At 31.7% G+C, this 16,343-nt stretch carries 21 protein-coding genes and 1 other RNA gene; 3 read left to right on the top strand and 19 right to left on the bottom strand.

What is annotated here, in order from left to right:
• Nucleotides 1–61: 61 nt before the first annotated feature.
• Nucleotides 62–456, bottom strand: a transfer-messenger RNA (tmRNA) gene (ssrA, locus tag C1S72_RS04765).
• A 106-nt stretch (nucleotides 457–562) separates the two neighbouring features.
• On the opposite strand from ssrA, the gene C1S72_RS04760 reads away from it, so the two are divergent.
• Both C1S72_RS04760 and C1S72_RS04755 read left to right on the top strand, forming a co-directional pair.
• The gene (locus C1S72_RS04760) at nucleotides 563–1,765 is read left to right on the top strand and encodes an NAD(P)-dependent oxidoreductase (RefSeq protein WP_104734501.1); all 1,203 of its coding nucleotides are present in this window, start codon (nucleotides 563–565) and stop codon (nucleotides 1,763–1,765) included.
• Nucleotides 1,755–2,543 carry an SDR family NAD(P)-dependent oxidoreductase gene (locus tag C1S72_RS04755; RefSeq protein ID WP_104734500.1) on the top strand — a complete coding sequence of 263 codons (789 nt, stop codon included), beginning with the start codon at nucleotides 1,755–1,757 and terminating at the stop codon, nucleotides 2,541–2,543. The genes C1S72_RS04760 and C1S72_RS04755 overlap by 11 nt, the downstream gene beginning before the upstream one ends.
• A gap of 3 nt (nucleotides 2,544–2,546) precedes the next feature.
• Here C1S72_RS04755 and C1S72_RS04750 read toward each other — a convergent pair whose 3' ends face one another.
• From C1S72_RS04750 to C1S72_RS04675, 15 genes are all read right to left on the bottom strand, one after another.
• A complete protein-coding gene (locus tag C1S72_RS04750) occupies nucleotides 2,547–2,924 on the bottom strand; it encodes a ribosomal maturation YjgA family protein (RefSeq protein ID WP_104734499.1) in 378 nt (125 codons plus the stop codon).
• Nucleotides 2,921–3,550, bottom strand: coding sequence for a SanA/YdcF family protein (locus C1S72_RS04745; protein WP_104734498.1), 630 nt, complete (start codon nucleotides 3,548–3,550; stop codon nucleotides 2,921–2,923). The genes C1S72_RS04750 and C1S72_RS04745 overlap by 4 nt, the downstream gene beginning before the upstream one ends.
• A gap of 387 nt (nucleotides 3,551–3,937) precedes the next feature.
• On the bottom strand, nucleotides 3,938–5,323 hold the full coding sequence (locus C1S72_RS04735; protein ID WP_104734496.1) for a DUF4153 domain-containing protein: 1,386 nt from the start codon (nucleotides 5,321–5,323) through the stop codon (nucleotides 3,938–3,940).
• Nucleotides 5,324–5,397: 74 nt separating this feature from the next.
• Nucleotides 5,398–5,691 carry a winged helix-turn-helix domain-containing protein gene (locus C1S72_RS04730; protein WP_104735789.1) on the bottom strand — a complete coding sequence of 98 codons (294 nt, stop codon included), beginning with the start codon at nucleotides 5,689–5,691 and terminating at the stop codon, nucleotides 5,398–5,400.
• A gap of 36 nt (nucleotides 5,692–5,727) precedes the next feature.
• Complete coding sequence (locus C1S72_RS04725; protein WP_104734495.1) at nucleotides 5,728–6,018, bottom strand: hypothetical protein; 291 nt, start codon at nucleotides 6,016–6,018, stop codon at nucleotides 5,728–5,730.
• Between the two features lie 23 nt (nucleotides 6,019–6,041).
• Nucleotides 6,042–6,650, bottom strand: coding sequence for a hypothetical protein (locus C1S72_RS04720; protein ID WP_104734494.1), 609 nt, complete (start codon nucleotides 6,648–6,650; stop codon nucleotides 6,042–6,044).
• A 159-nt stretch (nucleotides 6,651–6,809) separates the two neighbouring features.
• Nucleotides 6,810–7,541: a DUF6090 family protein gene (locus C1S72_RS04715; protein WP_162919929.1), complete on the bottom strand. Its 732-nt coding sequence runs from the start codon at nucleotides 7,539–7,541 to the stop codon at nucleotides 6,810–6,812.
• A 31-nt stretch (nucleotides 7,542–7,572) separates the two neighbouring features.
• The gene (locus tag C1S72_RS14475; protein ID WP_205527083.1) at nucleotides 7,573–8,334 is read right to left on the bottom strand and encodes a DUF6090 family protein; all 762 of its coding nucleotides are present in this window, start codon (nucleotides 8,332–8,334) and stop codon (nucleotides 7,573–7,575) included.
• Nucleotides 8,335–8,366: 32 nt separating this feature from the next.
• Nucleotides 8,367–9,092 carry a DUF6090 family protein gene (locus C1S72_RS04705; protein WP_104734492.1) on the bottom strand — a complete coding sequence of 242 codons (726 nt, stop codon included), beginning with the start codon at nucleotides 9,090–9,092 and terminating at the stop codon, nucleotides 8,367–8,369.
• A gap of 147 nt (nucleotides 9,093–9,239) precedes the next feature.
• Nucleotides 9,240–10,031 carry a DUF6090 family protein gene (locus tag C1S72_RS04700; protein WP_104734491.1) on the bottom strand — a complete coding sequence of 264 codons (792 nt, stop codon included), beginning with the start codon at nucleotides 10,029–10,031 and terminating at the stop codon, nucleotides 9,240–9,242.
• Nucleotides 10,032–10,041: 10 nt separating this feature from the next.
• A complete protein-coding gene (locus tag C1S72_RS04695) occupies nucleotides 10,042–10,800 on the bottom strand; it encodes a DUF6090 family protein (protein ID WP_104734490.1) in 759 nt (252 codons plus the stop codon).
• The gene (locus C1S72_RS14500) at nucleotides 10,793–11,602 is read right to left on the bottom strand and encodes a DUF6090 family protein (RefSeq protein ID WP_230401577.1); all 810 of its coding nucleotides are present in this window, start codon (nucleotides 11,600–11,602) and stop codon (nucleotides 10,793–10,795) included. Before C1S72_RS14500 ends, C1S72_RS04695 begins: the two co-directional genes overlap by 8 nt.
• Complete coding sequence (locus tag C1S72_RS04685; protein ID WP_104734489.1) at nucleotides 11,599–12,318, bottom strand: DUF6090 family protein; 720 nt, start codon at nucleotides 12,316–12,318, stop codon at nucleotides 11,599–11,601. The genes C1S72_RS14500 and C1S72_RS04685 overlap by 4 nt, the downstream gene beginning before the upstream one ends.
• On the bottom strand, nucleotides 12,311–13,117 hold the full coding sequence (locus C1S72_RS04680) for a DUF6090 family protein (RefSeq protein ID WP_162919928.1): 807 nt from the start codon (nucleotides 13,115–13,117) through the stop codon (nucleotides 12,311–12,313). Before C1S72_RS04680 ends, C1S72_RS04685 begins: the two co-directional genes overlap by 8 nt.
• Nucleotides 13,110–14,168, bottom strand: coding sequence for a DUF6090 family protein (locus C1S72_RS04675; protein ID WP_104734487.1), 1,059 nt, complete (start codon nucleotides 14,166–14,168; stop codon nucleotides 13,110–13,112). The genes C1S72_RS04680 and C1S72_RS04675 overlap by 8 nt, the downstream gene beginning before the upstream one ends.
• 108 nt (nucleotides 14,169–14,276) lie before the next feature.
• Between C1S72_RS04675 and C1S72_RS04670 the strand changes: the two genes are divergently transcribed.
• The gene (locus tag C1S72_RS04670) at nucleotides 14,277–14,654 is read left to right on the top strand and encodes a DUF1801 domain-containing protein (protein ID WP_104734486.1); all 378 of its coding nucleotides are present in this window, start codon (nucleotides 14,277–14,279) and stop codon (nucleotides 14,652–14,654) included.
• Here C1S72_RS04670 and C1S72_RS04665 read toward each other — a convergent pair.
• From C1S72_RS04665 to C1S72_RS04655, 3 genes are read right to left on the bottom strand one after another with little or no spacing between them, the layout of a single operon-like run.
• Nucleotides 14,651–15,118, bottom strand: a complete 468-nt coding sequence (locus C1S72_RS04665) for a GNAT family N-acetyltransferase (RefSeq protein WP_104734485.1) — start codon at nucleotides 15,116–15,118, stop codon at nucleotides 14,651–14,653. The genes C1S72_RS04670 and C1S72_RS04665 overlap by 4 nt on opposite strands.
• Nucleotides 15,119–15,127: 9 nt before the next feature.
• Complete coding sequence (gene kdsA / locus C1S72_RS04660) at nucleotides 15,128–15,949, bottom strand: 3-deoxy-8-phosphooctulonate synthase (RefSeq protein WP_104734484.1); 822 nt, start codon at nucleotides 15,947–15,949, stop codon at nucleotides 15,128–15,130.
• Between the two features lie 34 nt (nucleotides 15,950–15,983).
• Nucleotides 15,984–16,343, bottom strand: a complete 360-nt coding sequence (locus C1S72_RS04655; RefSeq protein ID WP_104734483.1) for a hypothetical protein — start codon at nucleotides 16,341–16,343, stop codon at nucleotides 15,984–15,986.

Raw genomic sequence — 16,343 nt, 5'->3', positions numbered from 1 at the left:
GTCACCTGAATTATCCCCTAAAAAATGAAACCCTTGAATTTACTGTATATTCAAGGGTTTTTTGTGGAGTCGGAGAGAATCGAACTCTCGTCCAAACAAGTAATCAAAGGGCTTTCTACACGTTTATTCTGTTCTTGTTTTTTCGATTATAAGCTGGTTACAGACAACCTACTTACAACTTATCTTCTTAAGTTTCAAACGCAAATCGAAGCACTTCACGTTCTATATTAACATTTACGATGCCTCTAATCGAACGCCGTTAATCAAGGCTTTCAGGAGACATTTAGCTTGTACACCTTGTGTACCTAGGCCAATCCTACTATAATTCGGATTAGGCAGCTAAAGCGTAGTTATTCTCGCCGTTTAAAAGTTTGACCTAGCCTTTTACGTGTTTCAAAGTCATTACACGACGTGCTTACCATTTCATTAATCTCGCTGTCAAAACCAGTCGACCCCAATTTTTAATTATCAAAATGATAATGGATTGCAAAGTTATCAAAAAGTTTGTATAACCTTGCCAATACACTTATTTTCGTGCAATAATTATTCCAACTTATAAGTTATGAAGTTTGCCATCATAAAAGAACGTAAAAATCCTCCTGATAGACGTGTTGTTTTTTCACCTGAAAAATTGGCTGAAGCCAGAGCACAGTTTCCTCATGCCGAGTTTATGGTTGAATCTAGCAATATTCGTATATTTCCTGATAGTGCTTATAAAGCTATGGGTTTTACAGTCACTGAAGATGTGTCAGATTGTGATGTCATGTTAGGCGTAAAAGAAGTCCCGATTGAAAATTTGATACCCAATAAAAAATACTTTTACTTTTCTCATACCATCAAAAAGCAGCCTTACAATAGGAAGCTTCTTCGAGCTATGCTTGATAAAAATATTGAGATGTATGATCATGAAACTATAATTAAACAAAGTGGGGCACGTTTAATTGGTTTTGGGCGTTATGCTGGATTGGTTGGAGCTTATAATGGTGTTAGAGCTCTAGGATTACGCGATAACCTTTTTAACTTACCAAAAGTTGAAACTTTAGCCGATTTAAATGAGGTTAAAGCCGAGCTCGATAAAATTACATTACCAAGCATTAAAATATTGTTGTCTGGAACGGGTAAAGTTGCTCAAGGTGCGAAAGAAATTTTAGATCACCTCAAAATTAAAGAGGTTAGTGATGCGCTATATCTAACTTCTGAATTTACAGAACCAGTTTATTGTAGGGTTGATGTGATGGAATATAATAAGCGTAAAGATGGTAAAGTAGGAGATAAGTGGGCTTTTTATAAGGATCCAACAGCTTACAAGAGTAACTTTATGCCTTATGCCAAAGAAACTGACTTTTTTATAGCGGGTCATTTTTATGGTAATAATGCACCCTATTTGTTTACAAGAGAAGATGCCAAGCATCCAGACTTTAGAATAAATTTAGTTGCTGATATTAGCTGTGACATTGACGGACCAGTAGCATCGACCATACGAGCTTCAACAATTGCCAATCCTTTTTATGGGTATGATGCCCAGACAGAACGCGAGGTAGCCTTTGATGCTAGCGGAGCTATTACTGTAATGGCAGTAGATAATTTGCCATGCGAATTACCAAAAGATGCCAGTGAAGGTTTTGGTGATATGTTTCTAGAGCATGTTATTCCAGCTTTTTTTAACAATGATGAACGTGGTATTTTAAAGCGTGCAAAAATTACCGAGAATGGTAAGCTTACAGAGCGCTTTGGGTACCTTCAAGATTATGTAGATGGAAATTAGAAAAACGGCTTTAATAACCGGAGGTGCATCTGGTTTGGGGTATGAATTAGTCTTGTTGTTTGCAAAAGACAACTATGGATTGGTGTTAGTTGACATTGATTCGGATAAGCTTTTGGAAACCAAAAAAGAAATAGAATCTACTTATCAAGTGCCAGTACAAATAATGGCTAAAGATTTGAGCCAAGTCAATATCTCTGAAGAAATTGTGTCTGAATTGGGAGAAACTCAAATAGATGCTTTAGTAAATAATGCAGGATTTGGTGCTTTTGGAGCCTTTCATGAAGTTGATTGGGAGCGTCAGGAACAAATGTTGAATCTGCATGTTATGACTACAACCCATCTTACAAAGTTGATTTTAGATGGCATGGTGAAACGTGGTTCAGGAATGATATTAAACTTATCATCATTAGCGGCTTTTCAGCCAGGACCATTGATGTCTTTGTATTATGCTACCAAAGGTTATATTTTATCTTTTTCCGAAGCTATTGCTAACGAATTAAAAGGAACTGGTGTTACAGTTACAGCCTTGTGTCCTGGGCCAACTAAAACGTCTTTTCAGCAAGTTGTATCCAGTGCTTCTTCCGAGAATAAAATCACTTTCAATATGGCTAATGCCAAAGATGTAGCTGCTTATGGTTACAAGGCTATGAAAAAAGGCAAGTCTGTTGCTATCCCTGGTGGATTGAATAAAATTTTGGGTACACTACCGCGTTTTATACCACGCAATATGGCCACTCAAATAGTAAGAAGGATTCAAGAAAAGAATAGGGAAGAATAAACTTCAGGTTTTTTTATCTATTGATATTTCAATTAAAATTACAAACATAACACCTATAGTATAAGCTACTAAATCAGAAATATGAAAGGTGGTTCCCAGAACTATTTTTGCAAATTGGTTGTTTTGAAGGTTTAGCGCCTCCAACATAGAAGTCATTTGTAAAAATTCAACACCATAAGCGAAAAGAAGAACACCAAAAGCTACAAGGGTTGTTTTGAGATTGAAGAAACTTTTAATAAAGCAATACAGAAGTATAACTACTAAAAAATCACCAAATGTATGACGTATAAAGCCGTTTTTTAAAAAGGATTCAATAAGTACTTCAGCAATAAAAAGGATTATAAAACTAATAAAATATGTTTTATTAAAATGCCGTTTCATTTTATTTCAATTCTGTTACCTAAAAACTTTGGTTTCACATTAAACAAAACATCTAGAGATGCTTTTGTTCTCGCTATATATTCCCGAACTCTGGTTTTGAAACCGTAACGACCTGATATGCCTTTTGCGTTGAAAGCTATTGCATTTATATCATAATGCTTGGCTAAAAATAAAGCGCGTTCGTTATGAAATTTTTGAGAGATAATTGTAAAAGATTCTAAACCAAAAATTTCTTTGGCTCTTACCATAGAGTCTAATGTTCTAAATCCGGCGTAGTCAAGAAATATTTTGTTTTCAGGAATTTTATATTTCATAAGATCTATCTTAAAATCATTCGGTTCATTATAGTCTTTTCTTCCATTATCGCCACTAATTAAAATATATTCAATCTTACCTGAATTGAATAAAGAAACGGCAGCTTCTAATCTGTACTTGTAATATAAGTTAATCCTACCATTTGAAGTATACTTACTTGCTCCTAAAATAATGCCAACTCTATTTTTTGGAATATTATATATTGAGGTATAGTTGTGATTTTTTGCAGTAGAGGTAATGTATGAACTGCACAATAGGGAATAGACGGTAATGCAGATTATTAGAATAAGTAATCTTTTTATTAGTCTCATGTCATTTATTAATTAGTTGAGATGCTTGATTATCAGTCACTAACCAATTCCAGGTTTGCATCAAAGTGAGACATGCCGAAGAGAAGAAACTAATAGCGTAGATGTCAAAATTATTTTTCCAAATAGCATATACGCATATTGAAAAGCATATTATTGCATAATAAGGAAAATACCTTTTATACACGTCTTGCGGCTTTACCTTTGCGTTTATATAAAACCATGGTGATATTGTAAACATAATAGTTAACGAACAACAAAGTGTTATTGGTATCATTGATATGAATGCCCAGAACAGCATATTGGTGTCAAAATCTTCCGAAAAAATTACTGTCCAAAATATTGTTGTGGATAGTAAAATGGATTTTAATATTGTTTTGGAATATCTCATTATTTATAACTAGTTTTTAAATTGTCAAACTGCATTTCTTGCCAAGAATTATTTTTTAGTTCTATTAAGAATGAATCATGTTTTTTATCAACTAGAATTTGATTCCTAGTAGTTAACGGATTATTTTCAGAATACTCTTTTAGTAAAGATGCATTGTTGAAGGACAGGTTGATTAAATATTTAAAATCGTTTGACTTGGCATGATATAAGTTATAATATGTAATAAAATAATCCCAATTAATTGAACATGAGATAACAAGTATTGTAAATGCAGTTAAGCTATTTACACGGAATAAAAACCAAAGGTTTTTTAGTTGAATTAATTTGAGAGCTGTAGTAATTAAACCGATAAAAGTGAGCAGTAGATAAATGAAGACACCAATTCGCTTATAGGTAAATCCGAAGAAGAAGATGTACTGCCCATCTTTGAATGCTGTATTTATTACTAAAATGGTGTTTAGAATTATCCATATAAATGCAGCAACTTTCAGTTTATTATTGTGTTTATAGAAATTTAAATCACCTCTAAAAAAATACAGAAGAATGATAATTGCCATTACTATTGAAGCTATTAGCGCATTTATTCCGCTATGAACTTGGTTTGATAAATTAGCGGCAATTACGTCACTTTTTGAAGTCAAGTAAGAAATGTCAGTTATAAGAAAGAAAACAATTAATAGGTTGAGAAGCACTATTAATATTATGGCTAATTGGTTTTCTTTTTTTAATGTTTCAGTTGAAAACGGATCTTTTTTATCTAAAACGTTCTTGGTATTCAAATCTATTTTGGTAGCTGGATTTACTTGAATTGGAGTTGAAATATTGTAAAACAAATAATAACCTAATACTGTGAGTAATGTCCATTGTAAATTAATAAAACTGAAATCAATGTCAGATATGATTTCGTTAAATACTGGGTTTCCATTTTTGTATAACAGGATAAATATGATTACAACTGTTAACGGTATTCCAATAATCTTTATTAAGTGCAAATAGTCAATTTGTTTGTTTTGCTTTGTTCTCTTATTTGTTTCTAAAGTTTGAAAGTTGCGATGAAAGAATCCTGCTACAAATGTGTAAAGTCCATTTAGCCAATTTATATATATTGATGTTTTTCGTTGTGATACATGACCTATTAGAGTGAAAAAAGCTAGGCAGTTGGCAACAATTGAAAGTTCTGATTTATAAAAAAATATAGCTAAAGCTGTCAAGAGGTACATAGTTGCTAGAGCAATAGTTGTTTTCTTTTTAATTTCCTTAAAATTAAAAATGGCAAGTATAATAATAGTTATTAAGCTAAATAATAACATGTTTAAACCGATATCTTGTTGGTAAAAAAGCGTGCTGAATAAAACGGCACCTATTATTAATGGTATATTTTTCATATTGATTAAATTAAAGTACTTTGAAATACAAAGTAAATTGATAAAAAAATAGCTCGTTTTGAGCGTGATACATGTTATTGTTTATTTATTAATTTTTCAAGTGCGTTAATATGTTTTTTGAATTCTGAACGACCTAATTGAGTAGTTGCGTAACGTGTATTTGGTTTTCTGCCTATAAATTGTTTTTCAACCAAAATGTATTCCGCTTTCTCTAAAGCTTTGGTGTGGCTTGCTAGGTTGCCATCTGTAACATCTAATAATTCTTTGAGTGTGTTAAAATCGGCATACTCATTAACCATTAGAATGGACATGATACCCAATCGAATGCGATGATCAAAAACTTTATTTATGTTAGTTATTATGCTCATAAGGTGTCCTGCTAATGAGGACATTTTAGTGATTACTTAACTGCCAGCGAAAGGTGTACCAAATACTCCAACTGCTAATTCGGCCCAAGTTAATAATAGTATTGCTGCAATTATTAAAATTAATAATATTCTAGTCTGTTTCTTTTTGATAGTTCTTATAACTATTTCAATTGTTAAACCTGCTCCTAATAATAGACCGCCAGCAACTAAAAAATCGGAAACTGTCCAATTAACGTCATTAGAAAATTGCATCCCTATTAATGGAATTAATAATAGGAGTCCAACCGAGAGCATGATTGTAATCAATCGCTTGTTTTGTGTCAACATAATTTTAAATTTTAGTTATTAATTTATTGTTTATCGTATTTAAAATGCATCCAAGTGCCATAAATAATGTGCATAACGCCAAAACCAAGTGTCCAAAGCCAGAAGCCATAACCTGGAAAAAGCGCACAAATTAGTCCCAAAACTATTTGAATAAGTCCTAAATATCGAATATCGCCAATACTGTATTTCGAGGCATTAATCAATGCTAACCCATAGAAAAGTAACATTAATGCAGCTGTTTGCCCATATTTTTGTTGATTGAGAATAATAAGAATATAAATACCGCCAACTACTAATGGAATTAAGAAGTTAAAAACTAAACGCTTTGAAGTAGTGTCCCAAATTTTTTCACCGTGTTTTTTTGCTTTGCGTGTGGTAAGTAGTATTCCAGTGACTATACTAAAGAATGCCACCAAACCTAAAATTAACACACAGGTTCTAAATACCCAACCATCTAAAGTTAAGGTGCCATAACTATAAGTTGTTACTAGCCAATAAGCTGTTGCAGCGCCTACAAGTGCATAAATACCTGCTAATATTCCTGAAAGTCCAGATAGTGATATGAAGCGAGACGATTTATTCATGAGGTTTTTAATCTCACTAATGTCTTTTAGATAATCTTTTGATTCCATATAAAAGTACTTTGAAATACAAAGTAAAATAAAATTATCTTATAATCCTAGTTAAATTTTTCACAATAGTTAAATTTATAAATAACGCTTTTTTTGGTGAACTCTAATTTTATTACAGGCCTTATAGCTCTATTGTTTTTTTTGTAGCTAAATCAATTTTCATTCTTGTTCCAACAATTTATCAATTAGGTTGAGTACTTCAGCAGACTGTTCTTTAACTTTTAAATGTCCGCTAATGGAATTCTCGAACATAAATTTACGTAAACCCAGAATTGAAGTAAAACTACCTACGAGTTCCTTTTCGTTGACATCTTCCCATAAAATTTTTTCAACTATTGAATTTTCGGGTATATCACTATAAATGGGATAATCTTGAAGATAGTCAGACATTATTCTTTCAAAATAACCCATATGGCTATAAAAGCGTTCCAACTGATCAAGTTGTTGGCTATTTAAATCCATTAATTTTTGAGTAAGTTCTTTATCTAAAAGTTCAATGTTACCTGTTGAAATTAATGTTTTAAAAGTGTTGTTGGCATACTCCCGTTTAACAGCAAACTTAAAATTATACTCATTTTTTGATATGTTAATTATCGTGTCTATAGTGCTATTTGGTGCCAGAATACGCTTTAAGTACTGATCTGAAGCCTGGTTATCGGCACGTTGGATTCTAGTTATACGATTGATATCAATAGTATCTTTTTTTAAGTCGTTTTTAATGGAATTCATGTAATAGGCTCTTAACTGGTGGTTCTTTTTTTCTTCATTCCAATTATTAATTTGAAGCGCAATGAGAATTCCTAAGACCACAAGTATAATCTCACCAATGGCATATTTGAAGTATTTGCCTGCCCGCCCGACCGAGTCATTCGGGCTGGTTTTATTTTCCATAATAAGATTTTGACGTATTTTCCTAAAAAACTTAATCATGGTTTTTAGGTTTTGATAGATTAATAATCTTAACCAAAGTATTTTGTACTTTTTGAAGTTCACCAGTGGCAGTCAATATTTGATCAATTAAATAATATTGATTTCTGACTAAATATTCAAACTCCAATGTTTGAAGTGCATTAAAATCATTGCGTTCATCGTTGAAATTAAAATTCCAGTCAAAATGTTTAGACATATATGGATCATATTGTTGAACCATATGTTCCGAAACTCTTAATTCTTCTTCTTGATAATCTGTAATCAAATCATTCCATGAAATTAAATGATCACGCAAGGTATTGTTTTTAATAATATCAAAAGACGATGTGCTAGCTAGTGCATTAATACTTGTTTGAGATGGATTAAAAGTGGTACCACCATAGGACCAAAACAATTGATGTTGCAGAGAGTCTAAAATAGCAGGTTCTGGTTTAGATTTTATTGGAAATAAATTGATAATTTTTGCACAATTATTTCTTGCCATAAGATGTTGATTAACTACCGAGTCCAACTGTTTTTTATTTTCCTTAAACTCTTTGTGAATAGTGGCTAAAATAGCAGTTTCTTTATTGGATTTTATTCTGTTTTCATTCCAATTATTAATCTGTAGTGCAATTAGAATTCCTATAACTACAAGAATGATTTCGCCAATAGCATATTTAAAGTACTTGCCCGCCCGCCCGCCCGAGTCATTCGGGCTGGTTTTGTTCTCACTCATTAGGTTGTAGCGTATTTTTCTAAAGAATTTTATCATGGGTTGATTATACTTGTGTTAACTATACTTTTTCAATTTTGACTGTCATTTAGTTCAGTCTTTATCAATTCAATAATAGATACTATTTCATTGTGTAGATCTTCCCTGTATCCCAATGCCTCATTTGTCAGAACGGCCTTAATCCCCATTAAGTTACGAACTTTTGGTTGTGACATGATTTCGATATAGTCATTTTGAGAACCTAATGAAATATTATAGTCAGGTATTTTAAATTTTAAAAGTTGAAGAAAATTTACATTTTCCACACATATTTCATCAATCCTAATTTGATGAACATTCATCCTATCTTGGATTAACTTATCTAAATTGTAAATATTTGCCTCTAAAATGCTTAACCTGTCTCGAATAGAATCGTTTTGAACAATGGCAATTTTTCCTGCATTTTTTAAATCGGAATATGTATTAATTACAGGAATTTTTATTTCGAAGTCCCAAAATGCTTTGTTGAAATATTGTGTTGTTTTATCATTACTGTTTATGATTGTTTTTATTGAATCATTATGCAGTATTGTTTCAATAACATTCAGGTAGCTTTGCTCACTTTTAATGTATTGCGCTGAAAACGCTTTTGCAGAATTTAAATCTTCAAGTAATACATTCAGAATTTCTTTTTCTACTTTTCTGATTTGTCTTGTCTCATTCCAGTTGTTGATTTGTAAGGCTATTAATATACCAATAACGACTAGAATGATTTCACCAATGGCATATTTTAGGTACTTGCCTGCTTTATTTTCCATGAGGAGTGATTTACGTATGTGTCTGAAAAACTGAATCATATTTCACACATTTTAATTTTGAGCTTTCCGCAAGCGGCTATTTCCAACAAAGGTCTACAAGACCTTTGATTTTGCAAACGCAAAATTATTTTTCGATAATGGAAAAATTTAATCATGATTGCGGTTTATTTGTTGCTCCAATAATATCTTTAAACTCTTCAAGTCTCTATCAAGTTTCCTGTAGCTTTCTTCTAGCAATGTGTTATATATAAAATGGAGGTTGTCAATTTCATTTTCCCAAAATAACATGGAGAGTATTTGACGATTATCAATTTCTTTTACTTGGCTTTTTCCTAGGTTATCAAGGTTAGAGAATTGGTAGTCCACATTCCTTAAAGAGATGTAATTGTAGAGAAAAGGAATTAAATTGGTATTGGTGTCTTGTTCAATGTTTTGCTCGCGAAATTTGACTGTTTCCATAGTCGTTGGAATACTGTAAATGATATTTTTTAAACTGTCATTTTCAAAACTAGACACTTGACCAGTTGATAAGGCTTCATTTAAAACAGCATCATTAAAATAATAGGTTGGTGTGCCCAAAATATTATAAATTAAACTGTCAACTTTTTTGGGGTCAACTTCATGGTAGTCTTCACCTGAAAGGTGTAACATCATGAGCAATGAGTTTATTGATTTTTCTATTGAAATGATTTCTTTTTCTAGTTCAATGATGTTTTTATCAGTTTCTACAAGTAGCCGCTTACTTAAGAATATATTATTGCTTTCTTGTTTTTTGAGAGCATTCCAATTATTAATCTGCAGAGCAATCAAAATACCTATAACCACAAGGATAATTTCACCAATGGCATATTTAAAATACCTGCCTGCCGGCAAGGGAGGTTTGCTGGTTTTTCCTTCGGCTAGAAGTGATTTTCGGATATTTCTAAAAAACTTGATCATGTGTTGTGCTTTAATTGTCTTTCAGTTCTTTTCTAATGAGTAGTTGCAACTCATTAATAGACTTTTTGATTTCAATAAGGTAATTATTAGAAGTAGATAACACACCATAGACGTCTTGGCATTCAGAGACTAATTCATCATAATGTGCATTGAATTGAACGGGATCAACACCTTTAATTACGTTTAATTTTGATTCAGAATTATATTCTACAATAAATCCAAGTTTTTTTCGAATAAGAGAGCCTAAATGGTAATGATATTTATAATCAACAATGGCATCTACATTTTCATATCGTTTATACTGAAAGTCATAAAGGTTAATAAGCAAAGATTTTATGTTTTCTGATTGTAATAAGTCCATGCTGTTATTTGAAGTTATTAATTCATAAACACCTGTCTTTGGAAAAAAACTCATAACCCCAGAGAAGACCTCTTGAACCATTTTATCCAAATCATTTTGATTCAATTGTTTTGTAAACTGGTTAGACTGATTTAAAATCAATTTTTTTTGAGTTTCCAAACTTTTAGTCAACAAACTAACGGTTCGTTCAACCTCTATGGAATCCTGTTCTAATGAGGTAAGTAAGTTGGTATAAACTTCATAGGCCATTTTATTGGATTTTCTCTTTTCATTCCAATTATTAATCTGCAAGGCAATTAGAATCCCAATTACTACAAGAATAATTTCACCAATAGCATATTTAAAATACCTACTAGTTTTACCTTCGTTAAGAAGTTTTTTTCTGATATTTCTAAAGAATTTAATCATTTGTATTCAATTCTTTGTCGATTAATGCAATTGTTTTGTCTGTTAGTCTAACAAGGCCATACTTAACCCAAACTTCATCGGCTGCATACATTAAATATATTTTATTTAATGTTAGGTAGGTGTCAGGATTTTTGACTAGAGATGATAACTCCATATTGCTTAATAAAAAATCAGGATGTGTTGGAATTAATGGATGACTTAAAAATTCATCAGGAATGACAGGAAGCATATTTAATCTAGCCATTAAATTAACTATCCTGTTATCAATATCAACATTTAGCATGGCAGTACTTCTATCACTAATCACTTTTCTAGAATTGGTATAATCTTTTAGTACAGAAAGGTTTTGCTTTAAGCTATCACTTAACATTTCAAATTTACCAGAATTAATAGCTTCTTCTTGAACGGAACTCAATAAGGATAATGTTCTGCCATAAATCATTTCAGATAGATAAAACTTTAGACTATCATTAGGAATGGTATAATCTCCTACCGAATAAAGAAGCACTTTATTGAATCTTGAGTTGCTTTCATGTATTTCTAAACTATAATTATCCAATTCCTTTTTATTCTTGACCAATTCGCTTTTTAAAGCTAACATAAGTTGGCTTTTACTTTTTTCTAGTTTTCTGCCTTCATTCCAATTATTAATTTGAAGGGCAATTAGAATACCAATAACTACTAGGACAATTTCGCCTATTGCGTATTTAAAGTACTTGCCTGCCCGCCCGACCGAGTCATTCGGGCTGGTTTTATTTTGTTCCATGAGGTTGTAGCGTATTTTCCTGAAGAATTTAATCATTGTAATTTTTTTAATAATTGATTCACTTCAATTTTAGTTTCATCTAAAATTTTATTGTACCAGTTTAATTGAATATAATGAAAGTGGAAGTCGTCTAACATTTTGGTATATGTAATATTATTTACATCGTTAAAGGCATTTGTTCTTCTGTAATGAATATATTTTTTACTTAAATGACTCCATCTTTCATCTACAATTTTACCATTGTCAATAAGTCTATCATAATTAGAACCATAGAGTTTTATAATACTTTGGATATTACTTTTTTGACTGAAGGTATTGATTTCATTACCCGCTATTGCAGATTTGAAAGCTCCAGAGACAGGGTAGAATGTACGTTGTCCAGAAAAAAGATAAATAGACATTAAAGAATCTATTTGTGTTTTATGGTTTTCATAATCTGTTGAGTACTTACTATTTAATAAGTTATAAGCATCTGTTTTAGGTTTTAAATACCTTTGAACATAGTTTATAAATTTTAGATCTTGATTAAGATCATTTGTTATGCTTTTAAAAAATTCTTTTTCTGCTATGGCATGTTTTCTAGTCTCATTCCAATTATTTATCTGTAGTGCAATCAAAATCCCAATGACTACAAGAATAATCTCACCAATAGCATATTTAAAGTATTTGCCCGCCCGCCCGCCCGAGTCATTTGGGCTGGTTTTGTTCTCACTCATTAGGTTGTAGCGTATTTTCCTGAAGAATTTAATCATGATTAACAGTGGTTTCTAGGTCTTGAATGAGCCTTTGTAATTGAGTTAAGTGGGTTTCTAAAAGGAATTTTTTAGCACCTTCATTTCCAATTAAAAACCGAAGGTCTTTTTTTAATGAGGTGTCATTCCGCAGTAATTCTATAGCTATAACAGCTTCATCATCTGATATATCCACCTCGCAATTTTCTGGTAATCGTGCCTCTATGCTGTTTCGTACTTTATAATAGATGTCATCGCATTTTTCACGAATTTTTTCCTGTATAAAGTTTGGCATCTTACTTCTCAAATTTTTTCTGTAGTCATTATTCATTTCAAATAATTTGTTTTTTGACCATTCCACTTCATAATGTCTTATTAAAGCGGTTTTTAAGCTATCTTTTTTAATAAGATTTATTTGCCCAGATGCAATCAATTCTAAATAAGTTGATTTTATAGAGTTAGGGTCTTGTAATTGACTGGCTTGATACATGTCAACTAAGCTACGTGATGGGTTAGTAATTTCTTTTTGTGGATCTTCAAATAAGCTTATGGCATTTTTTGCATGATGTAAAATCTGATTAGAATAATTAATAACAGCTTTAACCAAAGCTTCTTCTTCTTTTAGATCTTCTATTAGTCTAATTATATATTGTTTTTCAAGTGAATTTTTATTTCGCTGTTCATTCCAATTATTAATCTGCAATGCAATCAAAATCCCAATGACTACAAGAATAATTTCGCCAATGGCGTATTTAAAGTACTTGCCTGTTTTATTTTGTTCCATGAGGTTGTAGCGTATTTTTCGGAAGAATTTAATCATTAGTATTCACCTTTTTATAGTTTAGATACTTGTGTTTTGCCATAATCTTAATACTCGTCTCATTTGGGTCGCTGTATAAATTAAATTTTACAACTTCAACTTCATTGGTTTTAAACATGAAAAACGAGGTGTTCGAATGTCTGTACATCCTAGTAGTTTGACCGTCTGAATCCTGTCTTTGTAAATAGTTGTTTGTTAATATAATTCTTGTCATATCTATAGATTCGCTATCGGGTTTATAGTCTCCTAAATAATGATCAAGTTGATGCTCTTGACTGATTTGTAACTTAAGTAATTCGTTGTCTTCTGGAGTTTCATTTAACACATCGCTTATCTTTTTGTAGAGTGATACAGCCTGTACTCTGAAGGTTTGTGCACCTCTATTTAGGTTTTTATAATCGTTAATGTAATTAGCAACTTGGTTTTTATATAAAGGGTCTTCTAAAAAAAACAAATGGCTTTCATCATGGTTTCCAGTGTCGCTTCCATATTGCCATTCATAATACCATGTTTTACTCTTGGCGAGGTAGTCTAAATTTTTATATACTGTTGTGCTTATTCGTTGATTGAACTTGTCTATATAATTACCTTGAGTAATGTAGAGTTCATCTAATGAGTCCTGAAAGCTAATAAATGAATCATCCAGGTTTTTCACGAAGTCTTTAAACTTTAAAAAAGCTTCTTTATTGATTACGAAGTTATCATACCAATACATGAAATAGGTGCCTTCTGGTCCGTATATACTATTTTGATAATCAGATATTGTGAATTTATTATTGACAACTAATCGTGCTAACGAGTCCTTTATTACGTAGGTTTCTAAAATATTTGTAGCGCTTTCTATATCTGTTAAAAGATCTTTTTGAATATTTTTCAACAATTTACGTCCAGTTTGTTCTAATTGTCTTTCAGTGTTCCAATTATTGACTTGCAATGCAATGAGAATTCCAATGACTACAAGAATTATTTCACCAATGGCGTATTTAATGTATTTACCTGTTTTGTTATCGGCAAGAAGATGTTGTCTGGTACGACGAAAGAATTTGAGCATTTACTGGTTAGTTCCAAGTAAATTAAATTGACTAGTAGTTTTGGATGGTCATTTTCGATTAGTAATTTAGTAAATTCTTACAAATTATAATCAATTTCATATAACTAAATGAAACCAGTTGATGTTTATTTTTTGGAACAACAAGAGCCATTGCAATCTATTATGCTGTACGTAAGACAGGTAATTTTGAAGACTTTGCCTAATATTCAAGAACGCTATAGCTATAAAATTCCGTTTTATAACATGGGGAAAAAGCCTATGATATATTTGAATGTTTTAAAAGGAACTGATTTTGTAGATGTGGCTTTTGTTCAAGGTATTTTATTGGAAAATGACTTTCCGGAGTTACAGGATTATAATAACCGAAAACAAGTGCGCTCTGTTCAATTAAAAAGCATTGAAGATTTAGATGAATTGCGTTTTATTAAATTGCTGCAAACAGCAGCAAAGCAATTGGAGCAGAGTAAAAAGGCTTGGTTTATTTAAAGTTGTTTTGAAATAATATAGTTTTCGAATGTCATGCCTTTCAATACCTTCTTTTGCTTTTTAATAACATCGTAGTAATGGTCTTCAAAAAAGGGTAATGCTGTAATACTAACATCAGATTTGATTTCATCGAAACCATCCATCATAACTTTCGACTCTATGATACGTAATAATTTTGAAGCAATACCTTGACGTTGATAGTCTTTATGAACGAACAGACCATCAAAATAGTTGCCGTTTTTTAAATAGGCAAAACCAACAATGGTGTCATTAGTTTCAGCAATTAAAAAATAGAATCTGTTAACTCTTTCTTCCCATTTTTCAGTATCATTGGCTCCAGCAGACCAGGTTTGAATCTGCTTATCTGAATAATCTTTTGAATTCACTTCACGAACAGTATCCCTAAATAGTGCAGTTATCTCTGGAACATCTTCAATGGTTGCTTGGCGAATTTCAATATCCATAGAATAGACTTATTTTAAGCTATTTATTGTTTTTCTAATAGCCACTAAATTAGAGAGTAAACCTTCTAGATTGTCTAAATGTAACATGTTGGCACCATCACTTTTTGCATTGGCAGGATCAAAATGGGTTTCTATAAATAAACCATCAACATGATTTACAACACCAGCTCGCGCAATAGTTTCAATCATATCAGGTCTTCCGCCTGTTACACCAACCGATTGGTTAGGTTGTTGTAATGAGTGAGTAACATCTAATATTGTTGGTGCATACTGACGCATGGTTGGAATACCACGAAAATCAACTATCATATCTTGGTAGCCAAACATGGTTCCTCTATCGGTTATCCAAGCTTTATCGCTACCAGAATCTTTGACTTTCTGTACAGCATGTTTCATAGCTTCAGGACTCATAAACTGTCCTTTCTTTAGGTTAACTACTTTGCCTGTTTCAGCAGCCGCAACTACTAAATCTGTTTGACGTACCAAGAATGCTGGGATTTGAAGCACATCTACATATTCGGCAGCCATTTTAGCATCAGATACTTCATGAATATCTGTAACTGTTGGTACATCAAAGGTTTCAGAAACTTTACGTAAAATTTTTAAAGCTTTTTCATCACCTATTCCAGTAAAACTATCTATACGACTACGATTGGCTTTCTTAAAACTGCCTTTAAATACAAACGGAATGTGTAATTCGTTGGTAATAGAAATAATCTTTTCAGCAATGCGCAAAGCCATATCTTCACCTTCAATTGCACAAGGTCCTGCTAATAAAAAAAAGTTATTACTATTTGTATGCATTAACTTTGGAACGTCTCTTAAATTCATGAGCTTAAAAATTTAAGCTACAAAGATAGTTAAATTAAAACGCTTTTTTAATGCTATTTCGAATCATCCAAAGCGCCATTAAAAAATTGGTAAACACAAAGAGACCACCATAAATAATGAAGGTTCTAGTTGATGCCGAAAAATCAATAATATTGAATAAATCAGATAAATAAGCGAGAATTAGATAGGATGACAAGCACACAAATACAATTCCTAGTGAGAAATTGAGTTGCTTATTTGGTTTAATTAATTGCCAAAGAAAAGGTATGCTAAATAATAAAATGGGATAGGCAGTAAGACCATCGCTTCTATTTACATCTGTAAACCAATAGGAAATTACGGCTATATAATAAAGATAGGGGATGAATTTAGAATATTTACTAATCAATTTCAT

It is taken from the genome of Hanstruepera ponticola (genome assembly GCF_002940745.1).
Classification (GTDB): domain Bacteria; phylum Bacteroidota; class Bacteroidia; order Flavobacteriales; family Flavobacteriaceae; genus Hanstruepera; species Hanstruepera ponticola.
Note: the sequence above shows the minus strand (reverse complement) of the source record. Positions and strands in the feature narration are given on the sequence as shown.